This is a genomic window from Streptomyces sp. NPDC002057 (genome assembly GCF_040296665.1).
In the GTDB taxonomy this organism is placed as follows: Bacteria; Actinomycetota; Actinomycetes; order Streptomycetales; family Streptomycetaceae; genus Streptomyces.
The window spans coordinates 260,063-273,643 of sequence record NZ_JBEOXR010000003.1; the positions used below are offsets into that span (position 1 = coordinate 260,063).

The following is a 13,581-nucleotide window of genomic DNA, read 5'->3' on the forward strand; positions in this document are numbered from 1 at the left end:
AGGAAGCCGCCCCGATGACCACCACGTCCACCACCACGCCCCCGGCGCCGCCCGCACGAGCGGGCGGCGGTCCCTGGCAGCTCGTCCGCGCGGAGCTGCGCCGCCGCACCTCCGTGCGGCTCTCGCTCGCCGTCGTCGCGTTCCTCGCGCTCCTGGCCGCGGCCGCCCCACTGATCGGCTCGCTGGGCGGCTGGGGCCCCGAGGAGTTCGACAAGAGCGCCGTCGACCCGTACCTGGGCGGCCTGCCCATCGGGCCGCTCGGCGGCGTCTCGGCCGAGCACTGGCTCGGCGTCGAACCCGTCACCGGCCGCGACCTGTTCGCCCGGGTCGTCCACGGCGCCCAGGTCTCCCTGCTCATCGCCTTCTCGGCGACGGCGATCGTCGTCGTCGCCGGGACGGCGGCCGGCGTCGCCGCCGGCTACTTCGGCGGCCGCACCGACACGGTGCTGTCCCGGCTGATGGACCTCACCATGTCCTTCCCCTCCCTCATCTTCATGATCGCGATGATGTCGGTGGCCCGGGACGTCAACCGGATCGTCCTGATGACGGCCGTCATCGGTCTCTTCGGCTGGCCCGGCATCGCCCGGGTCGTCCGCGGCCAGACCCTCTCCCTCAAGCACCGCGAGTACGTCGACGCCGCCCGCGTCGGCGGCTCGGGCCCCTGGCGGATCCTCGCCCGCGACATCCTGCCGGGCGTCGCCGGGCCGGTCATCGCGTACACGACGCTGATCGTCCCCGGGATGATCGCCACCGAGGCCGCCCTCAGCTACCTCGGCGTGGGCGTCCGGCCCCCCACCCCGTCCTGGGGCCAGATGATCGCCGAGAGCGTGGCCTACTACGACACGGACCCCATGTACTTCCTCGTCCCGAGCCTCTGTCTCTTCCTCACCGTGCTCGCGTTCACCCTGCTCGGCGACGCACTGCGCGACGTCCTCGACCCGAGAGGCAGCGGCACGTGATCCTCTACCTCGGCCGTCGGCTCGTGGGCGTGCTCGGCGTCCTCGTCGCCATCGCCGCCGTCACCTTCACGATCTTCTACGTCCTCCCCTCCGACCCGGCGGCCGCCGCCTGCGGCAAGGCGTGCAGCACCGAACGGCTGGAGGCGATCCGCGCCCACATGGGCCTCGACGCCCCGCTGTGGCGGCAGTTCACCGACTTCGTCACCGGCATCTTCACCGGGCGCACCATGGGCAGCGGCCAGTACGCCCTGCACTGCGGCTTCCCGTGCCTCGGCTACTCGTACGAGAACAGCCAGAACGTCTGGGACCTGCTCGTGGACCGGCTGCCCGTCTCCGCCTCGCTCGCCCTCGGGGCCGCCGTCCTCTGGCTGCTCCTCGGGCTCTCGGCGGGGGTCACCGCCGCCCTCCACAAGGACACCCTCACCGACCGCGCCCTGATGGTCGGCGCGGTCGCCGCCGCCTCACTGCCCGTCTACTTCACGTCGGTTCTGCTGATCCTCGGGCTGATCCGGGTCACCGGACTGCTGCCGTACCCGCAGTACGTGGCCTTCGGCGACGACCCGCTCGCCTGGGCCACCAACCTGCTGCTCCCCTGGCTGGCGCTCGCCGTCCTGTACGCCGCGATGTACGCCCGGCAGAGCCGGGGCGCGATGATCGAGAGCATGGCGGAGCCCTACATCCGCACCGCCCGCGCCAAGGGCCTGCCGCGCCGCACTGTGGTGGTGAAGCACGGCCTTCGCGCGGGCATGACCCCGATCCTGACCATCTTCGGGATGGACCTCGGCGGACTGCTGGCCGGCGCCGTGATCACCGAGTCCATCTTCGGACTGCCCGGCATCGGACGCCTCTTCTACGGGGCCCTGTCCACCGGGGACCAGCCGGTCATCCTCGGGGTCACCCTGCTCGCCGCCACCTTCATCGTCGTCGCCAACCTGGTCGTCGACCTGCTGTACGCCGTCGTCGACCCGCGAGTGAGGTACTGATGGCCGACCCCGCCCCCCTCCTCTCGGTACGGGACCTGACGGTCACGTTCCCCACCCGGCACGGACCCGTGCGGGCCGTCGACTCGCTCGCCTTCGACGTACCGCCCGGGCGCACCCTGGGCCTCGTCGGCGAGTCCGGCTCGGGCAAGTCCGTGACCTCGCTCGCCGTCATGGGTCTGCACACCGGCGCCGAGGTCACCGGCTCCGTCACCCTCGGCGGACGCGAGCTGATCGGTCTCTCCGAACGCGAGCTCAACGGGCTGCGCGGCCGGCGGATGGCCATGATCTTCCAGGACCCGCTGTCCAGCCTCCATCCGTACTACACCGTCGGGGAACAGATCGCCGAGCACCACCGGGTCCACTTCGGCTCCCGCCGCGCGGCCGCCCGCGAACGGGCCGTGGAGGCGCTCGGCGAGGTCGGCATCCCCGAACCGCGCCGCCGGGCCCGCGAGTACCCCCACCAGTTCTCCGGCGGCATGCGTCAGCGCGTGATGATCGCGATGGCCCTGGCCTGCGAACCCGACCTCCTCATCGCCGACGAACCCACCACCGCGCTGGACGTCACCGTCCAGGCCCAGATCCTGGAGCTGATCGCCCGGATCCAGCAGGAGAGGGGGCTCGCGGTCGTCATGATCACGCACGATCTGGGCGTGGTCGCCCGCGTCGCCCACGAGGTCCTGGTGATGTACGGCGGACGGGCCGCCGAACACGCCCCGGTGGACGCCCTCTTCGCCTCCCCCACCCATCCCTACACCCGTGGCCTGCTCGACTCGCTGCCCCGGCTCGACGACCGGGACGACGGGCCGCTGCGGGCGATACCGGGCAGCCCGCCGTCCCTGCTCGAACCTGCGCCGGGCTGCGCGTTCGCTCCGCGCTGCCCACGCGCGGCCGCCGGCACCGCCGAGGAGCGGGCCCGCTGCGCGGGTGAACGCCCGCTCCTCGGCGGCCCGGACGGGCATCCGGCCGCCTGCCACTTCCCCGCGTACGAAGGGGTCGCCCCGTGACCACGACCACCACCACGACGTCGCGCCCGAGCGCCGGCGGCGCCTCCGTGCCCCTGCTCTCCGTCCGGGACCTGACGATGACCTTCCCCGGGCGGCGCGCCCGCTCGGCACCGGTCCGGGCCGTGGACGGCGTCGGCTTCGACGTGGCCGCCGGCGAGACGCTGGGCCTGGTCGGCGAGTCCGGCTGCGGCAAGTCCACGACCGGCCGCATGATCGTGCGGCTCCTGGAACCGACCTCCGGTTCCGTCACGTACGACGGGCGGGACATCAGCCATCTGTCGCAGCGGGAGCTGAAACCGCTCCGCCGCGACCTGCAGATGGTCTTCCAGGACCCGCACTCCTCCCTCAACCCGCGCCAGACCGTGGCCCGGATCATCGCCGATCCGCTGCTGGTCCAGGGGAGTTCGGCGTCCGGGGCTCGCAAGCGGGCCGTGGAGCTGATGGAGCTGCTCGGACTCATCCCGGAGCACGTCGACCGGTATCCGCACGAGTTCTCCGGCGGCCAGGCGCAGCGCATCGGGATCGCGCGCGCGCTGGCCACCGGCCCCCGGCTCGTCGTCGCCGACGAGCCCGTCTCCGCGCTCGACGTCTCCGTCCAGGCGCAGATCGTCAATCTGATGGAGCGGCTCCAGCGCGAACTCGGCCTCGCCTACCTCTTCATCGCCCACGACCTCTCGGTCGTCAAACGGGTCTGTGACCGGGTCGCCGTGATGTACCTCGGGCGGATCGTGGAGATCGGGGTGAAGGAACGGGTGTACGCGGCGCCCGCGCACCCGTACACCCGGGCGCTGCTGTCCGCCGTACCCCTGCCCGACCCGGCGGCCGAACGGGCCCGGGAGCGGATCACCCTGCTCGGCGATCCGCCGAGCCCGGCCGCTCCCCCGCCGGGCTGCACCTTCCACCCGCGCTGTCCCAAGGCGCGGGAGATCTGCCGGACGGAGGCGCCGCCGCTGAGGGTCGCCGCACCGGGCGAGGCCCGTCAGGTCGCCTGCCACTTCCCCGAGACCGGCTGACGGCACGGCGAACGCCCCGGTCCCGCGCGTGCGGGGCCGGGGCGTTCGGCGTCGTTCAGCCGGCGAGCGCCGCCCGGTACAGGGCCACGGCGACGGCCAGGTCCTCCCAGGCCATGCCCACGCTCTTGAAGAACCGGGGGCGTTCGGCCGACGGGGCGCGGGCACCGGTCACGAGCTCGGCGAGGTTGCCCGCGATGTGGTCCTCCGCGATCGCCCCTTCGGCGGTCGGGACGAGCAGGTCGCCGGCCTCGCGCAGGGCCGCGGTGCGCGCCTCGACGTAGACCTCGGAGCGGACCACGAGCGCGGTGTCCGTCTCGCGGGCGGTCGGCTCGTGCGAGCCGACCGCGACGACGGTGGCACCGGGGGCCACCAGGTCGCCGTCGAAGAGCGGGGTACGGGCCGTGGTGCAGCAGACGACGAGGTCGGCCCCGCCCACGTCGTCGGGGGTGCCTGGGCGGGCGGGGACACCGAGCGTCCGCGCGTACCCGGCGAGGGCGCGGACCCCGGCCGGGTCGCGCCCGACGACGCTCACCTCGGCGAGGTCGCGGACGGCGAGGACTGCCTCCAGGTGTCCGTACGCCTGGGGTCCGGTGCCGAAGAGGACGAGGCGCGACGGCCGGTCGCCGGGGGTGAGATGGCGGACGGCGAGCGCGGAGACGGCCGGGGTGCGCAGTTCGGTGAGGGCCGCGCCGTCGAGGAGGGCAAGCGGGCGCAGGTCCGTGCCGTCGAGCAGCAGGTAGGAGCCGGTGACGCGGGGCAGGCCGCGGGCCGGGTTGGCGGGAGCCACCCCGGCGATCTTCACGCCGACGTGGGCGGCGGTGGCCGCGGGCATGAGGAGGAGTTCGCCGGCGGGAACGGGGACGGCGGTGCGGGGCGGTACGGCCTCGGGGTCGAGCCCCGCCCGCAGGACCCCGGCGAGGACGTCGATCGCCGCCGCCGGGCCCAGCAGGCGCGCCGTGGCCGTGGCGTCGATCCGGAGCGGCCCGGTCACAGGAGGAACCCCGTCCCCAGGTCGTCGTGGGGGTCGAGGAGGAAGGTGTGGGTGCCGGTGCGGTGCGCCGGGCCCGTGACCTCGGTGACCCCGCCGCCGAGCAGTCGGCCGGTGAAGACGGTGCCGGCCACGGACTCGTGCGTCAGGGTGTCCCCCGGGCCGAGGCGCCCGTCCTCGCCGAGCAGGGCGAGGCGTGCGGAGGTGCCGGAGCCGCAGGGCGAGCGGTCGATCTGTCCGTCGGCGAAGACGGTGACGTTGCGCTGGCGGGGGCCGGTGGGGGTGTCGGGCAGCTCTTCGTGCAGGACGACGCCGTACACGCCGGAGAGACGTGGGTCCTCGGCGTGCCGGGTGGCCGGGTGGCCGGCGAGCGCGGCACGGATGTCCTGTCCGGCGCGGAGGAGCGCGGGGAGGGCGGCCGTGGACGTGTCGAGGCCGAGGGCGCCGGCGGCGACGGAGGCGTAGCAGGCGCCGGAGTGGGCGAGATCGACCTCGACGGCGCCGAAGGAGGTGGTGACCGGGACCTTGCGCGCGGTGACGCGGGTCGGGACGTTGCGGAAGGTGACGCCGGTGGTGCGTCCGGCGGCGCGGTGGACGGTGGCGGTGACGCGTCCCGAGGGCACGTCGACACGGACGACGGCGGACCCGTCGGCCGGGGCCGGGACGCGTCCGGTGTCGACGGCCCAGGCCCCGAGCGCCATCGTGCCGTGCCCGCAGGCGGTGGAGTACCCGTCCTTGTGCCAGAACAGCACGCCGAGGTGGGCGCCGTCGTCGTCGGGCGGCACGACGAAGCCCCCGTACATGCCCGCGTGCCCGCGGGGTTCCTGCACGAGGAGTCGGCGCAGTTCGTCGAGGGGTCCCGGACGCGGATCCGTGCCGCCGGGGCCGAGGGCGGTGGCGCGGCGCTCGGCGACGGTGTCGCCGGGGATCGGGGGGAGGTCCTCGTCGACGATCCTGAAGGGTTCGCCCGCGGCGTGGTAGTCGCTGGTGCGGACGGAGTGCGGGGTGGTGCTCACGAAGTACGGCCTCCGGTGGGCGGGTTCGGGGGAACGCGCGGGAAGGCTCCCGGGGACGCGGTCCCCGGGAGCGGCGGAAGCCGGGCCGGCCCCTCCCCCGTGGGCGGGGCCGGCCCGGACGGCAGGGGTCAGCTGCGGAGGGGGCCCTCGCAGCTGAAGCTCGACGTGCCCGCGACCTTGTTGGTCCAGATCTCGACGGGTCCGAAGGAGCAGTTCATGTCGGCCAGGTTGTTCGAGGCGGCGCCCGCGCGGTCGAGGATGAAGTAGTCGACCGTCTCGGACATGTCCTTGAAGTTCTGGTCGGCGCTGGCCCAGTCGGACAGGTTCGCGGTGATGCGGCCGGTGCAGGTGAACCGGCGCTTGCCCGGGTCGCCGTTCTCGACGCAGTCGGGGGTGTTGTAGGTGGCGGTGGCGAAGGCGGACTTCACGTTCGCGAGCGCGGAGTCGCGCAGCTGGGCGTTGGGCGTGTAGGTGGTGTTCGGGACGTGGAGTTCGTCGACCTTGGCGATCTGGGTGTCGAGGAAGCGGTCGTACTCGCGCTGGAGGTTGGCGTCGGAGCCGAGCCGGTTGCGCCAGGCGTCGTACGCCTGGACGTCGTTGGCCCGCAGGTGCGCGTACATCTCGCGGAGCAGCGAGGGCTTCTGGGTCCAGAGGAACTCGAAGAAGGTGCCGGCGTAGCTGTAGAAGCGGAAGCCGTCGCCGGCGTAGGTGGCGTTGAGGATCTGGTTGAGGTTCATCCGGGGGCCGCCGCCCGCGGTGTCGCCGATGATGCTGCGGACGAGGGACTTGCGGACGGCTATGCCGTTGTCGCGGGTGGCTCCGTCGAAGAACTCGGCCGTGCCCTCGTCCATGAAGGTGGTGCGGTCGTTCTGGTACCAGGGGCCCTCGCCGAAGAAGCCGTGGACGGCGTACCGGCCGTTGAGGTAGTGGGTGTACTCGTGGCGGAAGAGCTCTTCCAGCGTGAGGGAGGAGTCCTGCGGGACGCGTCGCTGGTAGGTGTAGAAGGTGGCGCCGCGCTCGATGTAGATGCCGCCGTTGTTGGTGTCCATGCCGGTCAGGACGGGGTGGTAGTTCTCGTAGTCCGCGCGGGAGGCGTACAGCACGATGTTCAGTGAGGTGTTGGGGTCGCCCGCGAGCGGCTGCTCGGTGCCGAGCACCCGGTGGAAGTGGGCCTTGACCTGCTTGCTCGCGTAGTAGAGCTGGTCGACGGTGGCGCGGTCGAGGCCGGTGCGGACCTTGATGGCCCCGTTGTCGTAGGTGTACGTGTACGGGAAGATCTGGCGCTCGATGTCGTCCTTGCACACGCCGTACGGCCGGCAGGCCTCGTAGAAGTTGAGCCACTCGACGACCTTCGCCCACTGCTGGCTGCCGCTGCCGAAGGTGCTCACGACCGTACCGAGGAGGCCGCCGAGCCCGGCGACGATCTCCGTCCTCGCGCTCGCGACCTGGCCGAAGCGGCCGTACTCGCCGAGGGCGTCACGGGCGACCCAGGCGTTGGCGGTGCCCTTGAGGTGTCCGTAGGTCGCGAAGGCCTTGAAGGCGGCGCGGTACGCCGGGTCGGCGGCGACGGCCGCGTGGAAGGCGGTGTCCTGGTTGCCGGGGTAGACGCCGAGGTAGTTCACCGAGAGCCCGGCGAGCGCGGCCCCGGCCCAGCCGGCGTCGAGGTGGGTGGCGGGGCGGGACGGGTCCATGGTGGCGAGGACCCGCTTGACCAGGCCCAGCTGGTGGTGGCGCAGGCCGGGGCCGCTCGCGGCGTAGAGGGCCTCGCGGAGGGTGTTCGCGTTGCTCCTGGTGACGTCGAAGGTGCGGGCGGCGTTGCCGAAGGCGGTGATGGCCTGGGTGATCGCGTTCACGGTGGGCGCGTCGGTGGTGTCGATCTCGCCGCGCGAGAAGTCGTGGTACACGACGGCGTGGAGGTACGTGAACATCTCCTCCAGATGGGAGGAGTTCCGGCCGTCGTGGGCGGCGGCCAGGCTCGATATCCGGCGGGCGACGGCCTGGACGTGGGCGTCGGACATCACGGGGGCGAGCCGGGCGTCCCAGGTCCAGATGAGGCCGCTCAGACAGCCCTCGGCGGTGACCGCGGGGTCGGCGAGGAAGTCGGCGAACCGCTCGGGGGCGAGACCGGTGATGCCGTCGAGCGTGCAGGGCACGCCGGCCGCGGTGGTGCCGGGGGTGGCGGCGAGGGTCCGCGCGGCGGCCGGGGCGGCGGCCTTGTCCTTCGCCCTGCCGGGAACGCGGCCGGTGGCGAGACCGCCCGGGGCCGGGGCCGGTCCGAAGGTCTTGGCGGGGGCCGCGGCGAGGTGCTCGACCTCGTCGAACGGGTTGGCCTCGGGTCCGGCCTGCGGGCCGGCGGCGCCGGCCGCGGGGGCCGCCGGTGCGGCCCGGTCCTCGGCGTCGGCCGCGGAGACGGCGGTCTGGCCGGCGGAGGCCAGGAGGGTCACGGCGATGGCGGAGGCGAGCAGGGACGAGCGCACACGTCTGTGGAGAGACAACAGAACTCCTGCTGTTGAGGGGGGTGGGGGCGGGGATCGGAACAGCAACTGCGGTGGTTCGTACGGCGTATGACCGCGGTTCATCTCACCGTGTGCGCTGTAACATAGTAATGTGAAATTGCACTGACAACCCCTCTGGCACCCCCAGTTCCTCCGAGGACACCCCGCCCCTCCCTCAAGGAGGGGCAATCCACCCCAAGTGGACCGGACTTCGGCGGCCCAGCCCTCGACGGCGGTGCCGGCCGGCCGACGAGGGCACGTGAGGGCGGACGGGCCTCGACACCCGCCCGCCCGGGGCCGGTCAGGCGTACGGGTCGAAGGGAATCCCGGACGGCTTGGCCTTGGCCAGGTGGGAAGCGAAGTTGCCGTCCTTCAGACCGAACACCGCGCTGCCGAAGTCGGCCCGGCTGAGCTTGTCGCGGAGTCCGGCCGGGTAGCCGTTCCAGCCGACCAGGCTGGGGAACTGCCAGGTGTGCTGGTGGTTCTCCGGCGGTTCGTCGTTGGTGTTGGCGGGCCGGAAGCAGTGCGTGCCGATGCCGTCCTTGTGGTAGACGACCTTGGGGTGGGTGCCGTCCCAGCGGATCGAGTCCCGGCCGTAGGTGTTGAACTTGCCGTGGGCGGACGTGGAGACGTACCGCGCCTGGTTGTTCTGCACCCAGACCACGACGTGCTCCCAGTCGTGGCGGTGCCCCCCGAGGCCACTGCCGGCCACGGCCTGGTCCTTCTCGAAGTAGAGCCCGTAGATGATCGCGCACCAGCCGTTGTTGCACTTCGCGCGGGCGTAGCCGTTGGTCTGGGTGAGGTCCCAGGAGTCACGGCACTGGCCGTTGACGGCGCCGGACGGGTTGAGGCCGCCGTTGATCGTGCCGTCGGGTCCGATCGCGGCCGTGGGGTAACAGCCGTCGGTGTCGTAGTCGAAGGCGGGCTGGAAGGTCTGCTCCAGGCCGTCGGCGTTGGCCGGCAGGGCGGGGGGCGGCGCCGCGAAGGCGCTGGCGGGCAGGGCGATGATCAACGTGAGGGCGCCGGCGAGGGCGAGCGCGCCCCGGGTGGCGTACGCCTGTGGTTTCACTGAGTCCCCTGGGTCGGGCGGCATGGGCGAGCGACAGGCGTCATCTTGGCATGAACAGTTCACGACGGAGAGGGCTCGACGGTGAACTCGGCACAACGCCGGGCGGGGCCCGGAATTCACATAGACGAGACGTCTCGTCTCATCTAGAGTGGTCGCCATGACCACCACCGCGTCCCCCGCGCACATCGCCATGTTCTCCATCGCCGCCCACGGCCACGTGAACCCCAGCCTGGAGGTCATCCGGGAGCTCGTCGCCCGTGGCCACCGCGTCAGCTACGCCGTGCCCGCGTCCTTCGCCGAGAAGGTCGCGGAGACCGGGGCCACGCCCGTCGTCTACACCTCGACGCTGCCGACCGACGACGACCCGGACGCCTGGGGCACGGAACTGATCGACAACATCGAGCCGTTCCTCGCCGACGCCGTACAGGCGCTGCCGCAGCTCGCCGAGGCCTTCGACAAGGACCGGCCCGACCTCGTGCTCCACGACATCACCGCCTATCCGGCCCCCGTCCTCGCCCACACCTGGGGCGTCCCCGCCCTCTCTCTCTGGCCGAACCTCGTGCCGTGGGAGGGGTACGAGGAGGAGGTGGCCGAGCCGATGTTCGCCGAGCTCAAGGCCTCGCCGCGCGGCAAGGCGTACTACGCGCGGTTCGAGGCGTGGCTCGCCGAGCACGGGGTGGACACCCACCCCGACCGGCTCATCGCCCGCCCGCGCCGCGCGGTCGTCCTCATCCCGAGGGCGCTCCAGCCGCACGCCGACCGGGTCGACGAGTCCGTCTACAGCTTCGTCGGCGCCTGCCAGGGCGAGCGCGCCGAGCAGGGCGAGTGGCGGCGGCCGGCCGGCGCGGAGAAGGTGGTCCTGGTCTCGCTGGGCTCCTCCTTCACCAAGCAGCCGGACTTCTACCGGGCCTGTGTGGAGGCGTTCCGCCCCCTCCCGGAGTGGCACGTCGTCCTGCAGATAGGGAAGTTCGTCGACCCGGCCACGCTCGGCGAGCTGCCGGACAACGTCGAAGTGCACTCCTGGGTGCCCCAGTTGGCGATCCTCCGGCAGGCCGACGCCTTCATCACCCACGCGGGCGCGGGAGGCAGTCAGGAGGGCCTGGCCACCGCGACACCGATGGTGGCCGTCCCGCAGGCCGTCGACCAGTTCGGGAACGCGGACATGCTGCGGTCGCTGGGCGTGGCACGCCACCTGCCGAAGGAGGAGGTCACCGCGGAGCGGCTGCGCGAGGACGTGCTCGCGCTGGTCGGCGACCCCGAGGTGGCGCGCCGGGCCCGGGAGATCCGGGCGTCCATGGCCGCCGAGGGCGGCACCGCGCGCGCCGTCGACCTGATCGAGGCCGAGCTGGCCTGACCTCGGCCCCTCCCCTGCCCCGACCTCCCGGTGCCCGGGGTCCGACGGAAACCCCGTCGGACCCCGGGCACCGCCGTGTTCGGCCCCGCCGGCGTTCACCGCCGGGAGAGACCGCCCCCGGCGGTGAACGGCCTGAGCGTGGGCGCGCCCCGGCGGGACCACGCCGATTGTGAACGCCTCGATAAGCCAGGGCCGGACTCGTTGACCGCCTCCGCGCCGCGTCGATATGAATCGAGCCACATAAGTGACTCTGCACATAGGGCTGCAGAGAGGTGACCAGGAGGCGTGACCGTGGAGTACGGGCTGCTCGCCCTGCTGTCGTTCCGGCCCCTCTCCGGGTACGACATCCTCAAGTGGGTCGAATCCGAGGGCCAGTTCATCCGCTCGCGGATCCATCACAGCCAGATCTACCGGCTCCTCGGCCGCATGGTCGCGGACGGCCTCGTCGACTACCGGGTCGATCCGCGCGAGGGCCGGCCGGACGCCAAGGTGTACCGGCTGACGGAGGTCGGCCGGGAGGCGCTGCTCACCTGGGTGCGCTCCCCGTACGACCCGCCGAGCCGGTTCCAGGACCCGGACTTCCTCACCCGGTTCGCGTTCGCGGTGCCTCTGGACCGGGAGGCGGCCGTCCGGCTGATCGAGACCGAACTCGCCCACCGGCGCCAGCAGATCGCCCGCAACCGGAACCGGGACCGGACCCTGCTCTTCGTGGATCCGCTGCCCGAGGTCGACCAGGACCTCACCCGCGAGGTCTTCGAGGAGATGCACCGGTTCGGGGCCGCCTCGGTCGACCGGTGGGTGGAGTGGCTGGAGCGGATGCACACGTTCCTTACCGAAGGGAAGTCCGTCCGATGAGGGCGATCATGGTGATGTTCGACAGTCTCAACCGGCGCATGCTGCCGCCCTACGGAGGTGACTGGACCCACGCCCCGAACTTCGCGCGGCTCGCCCGCCGTACGGTGACCTTCGACCGGGCCTACGCGGGGTCGATGCCCTGCATGCCGGCCCGCCGCGAGCTGCACACCGGGCGGTACAACTTCCTGCACCGCGGCTGGGGGCCGCTCGAACCGTTCGACGACTCGATGCCCGAACTCCTCAAGCAGAGCGGCGTGTACACGCATCTGGCCAGCGACCATCCCCACTACTGGGAGGACGGCGGCGCCACCTACCACGGCCGCTACAACTCCTGGGAGTTCTTCCGCGGGCAGGAGGGCGATCCCTGGAAGGGGCAGGTGGCCGAGCCGGAGGTCCCCGAGGACCTGAAGCGGATGCGTTCCGCGGTGTACCGGCAGGACTGGGTGAACCGCCCGCACATGGCGACCGAGGACCGTCACCCGCAGACCCTCACCTTCGACGCCGGCCTGGAGTTCATCCGTACCAACCGGGCCGACGACCGCTGGTTCGTGCAGATCGAGACCTTCGACCCGCACGAGCCGTTCTTCAGCCACCAGCGGTACAAGGACCTCTACCCGCACGCGTACGAGGGACCGCACTTCGACTGGCCCGACTACAAGCGGGTCGTCGAGACGGACGAGCAGGTCGCGCACGCCGGGTACGAGTACGCGGCCCTGCTCTCCATGTGCGACCACTCGCTCGGCCGGGTCCTCGACGCCATGGACGAGCACGGGCTCTGGGACGACACCCTCCTGATCGTCAACACCGACCACGGTCTGCTGCTCGGGGAGAAGGGCTGGTGGGGCAAGTCGGTCCAGCCCTGGTACAACGAGCTGGTCCATCTGCCGCTGTTCGTCTGGGACCCGCGCTCCGGCGGCGCGGGCGAGCGCCGCGACACCCTCGTGCAGACCGTCGACCTGGCCCCCACGCTCCTGGAGTTCTTCGGCGTCGAGCCCCCGGCCGACATGCAGGGGGCTCCGCTGCCCGTCGCCGCCGACGCACCCGCCGTCCGCGAGGCGGGGCTGTTCGGCATCCACGGCGGGCACGTGAACATCACCGACGGCCGGTACGTGTACATGCGTGCCCCCGTGACCGCCTCCAACACGCCGTTGGAGGAGCACACCCTGATGCCGACGCACATGCGGGGCCGGTTCACGCCCGCCGAGCTGACGGACCTGGAGCTCGCCGAGCCCTTCGGCTTCACCAAGGGCGTCCGCACCCTGCGGATGCCGGGGCGGACCTTCGTCAACCCGTTCCAGCACGGCACGCTGCTCTTCGACCTGGAGACGGACCCCGAGCAACTGGACCCGCTCGTCGACGACGTCCTCGAGCTGCGGCTCGCGACGCTGCTGGTGGAGCTGATGCGGCGCACCGAGGCGCCGCCCAGCCAGTACGAGCGGCTCGGTCTGCCCGCCGGGGGTCCGGTGACCGAGGCCCATCTGCTGGTGCGGGCGCAGCGCGAGCAGGCTCGGCGGGCCTCGCTGCCGCTGCCGCGCGCCGAGGAGTTCCCGGAGGGGCGCCTCTCCCTGCGGACGCCGGTCGCGGCGTTGATCGGCGATCCGGTGGCGGTGGAGATCCTCACGCGGCACCTGCCGGGGATCGCGGACTCGGAGCTCCTGCAGTTCCTCGGGCCCACGCCGCTGATCGACATCGCCGCGATGGCGGGCGGTCTGCTGCCCGTCGAGAAGCTGCGGCTGGTCGCGGAGGAACTCGCGAAGCTCTGACGCGGAGAGTCCCACCCAGCGCAACGGACCCGTGAGCCGCGCGAACCCCATGGACCGAGCAGCTCACGGACACCGGGACCGC

The 13,581-nt window shown here is 72.4% G+C and carries 11 protein-coding genes; 7 read left to right on the forward strand and 4 right to left on the reverse strand.

Annotated elements, in window-relative coordinates; translation table 11 throughout:
• The first annotated feature begins 14 nt into the window (after window positions 1–14).
• From ABT129_RS04445 to ABT129_RS04460, 4 genes are all read left to right on the forward strand, one after another.
• Complete coding sequence (locus tag ABT129_RS04445) at window positions 15–959, forward strand: ABC transporter permease (protein ID WP_351896400.1); 945 nt, start codon at window positions 15–17, stop codon at window positions 957–959.
• Complete coding sequence (locus ABT129_RS04450) at window positions 956–1,942, forward strand: ABC transporter permease (RefSeq protein ID WP_351896402.1); 987 nt, start codon at window positions 956–958, stop codon at window positions 1,940–1,942. The genes ABT129_RS04445 and ABT129_RS04450 overlap by 4 nt, the downstream gene beginning before the upstream one ends.
• Window positions 1,942–2,946, forward strand: coding sequence for an ABC transporter ATP-binding protein (locus ABT129_RS04455; protein WP_351896405.1), 1,005 nt, complete (start codon window positions 1,942–1,944; stop codon window positions 2,944–2,946). The genes ABT129_RS04450 and ABT129_RS04455 overlap by 1 nt, the downstream gene beginning before the upstream one ends.
• A gap of 77 nt (window positions 2,947–3,023) precedes the next feature.
• Window positions 3,024–3,959, forward strand: coding sequence for an ABC transporter ATP-binding protein (locus ABT129_RS04460; RefSeq protein ID WP_351896526.1), 936 nt, complete (start codon window positions 3,024–3,026; stop codon window positions 3,957–3,959).
• Between the two features lie 55 nt (window positions 3,960–4,014).
• Here ABT129_RS04460 and ABT129_RS04465 read toward each other — a convergent pair whose 3' ends face one another.
• From ABT129_RS04465 to ABT129_RS04480, 4 genes are all read right to left on the reverse strand, one after another.
• Window positions 4,015–4,950, reverse strand: a complete 936-nt coding sequence (locus ABT129_RS04465) for an ornithine cyclodeaminase family protein (protein WP_351896407.1) — start codon at window positions 4,948–4,950, stop codon at window positions 4,015–4,017.
• The gene (locus tag ABT129_RS04470; protein ID WP_351896409.1) at window positions 4,947–5,963 is read right to left on the reverse strand and encodes a proline racemase family protein; all 1,017 of its coding nucleotides are present in this window, start codon (window positions 5,961–5,963) and stop codon (window positions 4,947–4,949) included. The genes ABT129_RS04465 and ABT129_RS04470 overlap by 4 nt, the downstream gene beginning before the upstream one ends.
• A gap of 128 nt (window positions 5,964–6,091) precedes the next feature.
• Window positions 6,092–8,458 (reverse strand): collagenase, encoded by a 2,367-nt coding sequence (locus ABT129_RS04475; RefSeq protein WP_351896412.1) that lies wholly within the window; start codon window positions 8,456–8,458, stop codon window positions 6,092–6,094.
• Window positions 8,459–8,759: 301 nt separating this feature from the next.
• A complete protein-coding gene (locus ABT129_RS04480) occupies window positions 8,760–9,551 on the reverse strand; it encodes an NPP1 family protein (RefSeq protein ID WP_351896414.1) in 792 nt (263 codons plus the stop codon).
• Between the two features lie 133 nt (window positions 9,552–9,684).
• Here ABT129_RS04480 and mgt point away from each other — a divergent pair, with 133 nt between their 5' ends.
• From mgt to ABT129_RS04495, 3 genes are all read left to right on the forward strand, one after another.
• On the forward strand, window positions 9,685–10,881 hold the full coding sequence (mgt, locus tag ABT129_RS04485) for a macrolide-inactivating glycosyltransferase (protein WP_351896416.1): 1,197 nt from the start codon (window positions 9,685–9,687) through the stop codon (window positions 10,879–10,881).
• A 285-nt stretch (window positions 10,882–11,166) separates the two neighbouring features.
• Window positions 11,167–11,736 (forward strand): PadR family transcriptional regulator, encoded by a 570-nt coding sequence (locus ABT129_RS04490; RefSeq protein WP_351896418.1) that lies wholly within the window; start codon window positions 11,167–11,169, stop codon window positions 11,734–11,736.
• Complete coding sequence (locus ABT129_RS04495) at window positions 11,733–13,499, forward strand: sulfatase (protein ID WP_351896420.1); 1,767 nt, start codon at window positions 11,733–11,735, stop codon at window positions 13,497–13,499. Before ABT129_RS04490 ends, ABT129_RS04495 begins: the two co-directional genes overlap by 4 nt.
• Window positions 13,500–13,581: the final 82 nt, after the last annotated feature.

What these genes read in the sequence shown, in the direction of transcription:
- ABT129_RS04495 (WP_351896420.1), top strand. Translation starts at nt 11,733, where the DNA reads ATGAGGGCGATCATGGTGATGTTCGACAGTCTCAACCGGCGCATGCTG.
- ABT129_RS04455 (WP_351896405.1), top strand. Translation starts at nt 1,942, where the DNA reads ATGGCCGACCCCGCCCCCCTCCTCTCGGTACGGGACCTGACGGTCACG.
- ABT129_RS04460 (WP_351896526.1), top strand. Translation starts at nt 3,024, where the DNA reads ATGACCTTCCCCGGGCGGCGCGCCCGCTCGGCACCGGTCCGGGCCGTG.
- ABT129_RS04480 (WP_351896414.1), bottom strand. Translation starts at nt 9,551, where the DNA reads ATGCCGCCCGACCCAGGGGACTCAGTGAAACCACAGGCGTACGCCACC.
- mgt (WP_351896416.1), top strand. Translation starts at nt 9,685, where the DNA reads ATGACCACCACCGCGTCCCCCGCGCACATCGCCATGTTCTCCATCGCC.
- ABT129_RS04445 (WP_351896400.1), top strand. Translation starts at nt 15, where the DNA reads ATGACCACCACGTCCACCACCACGCCCCCGGCGCCGCCCGCACGAGCG.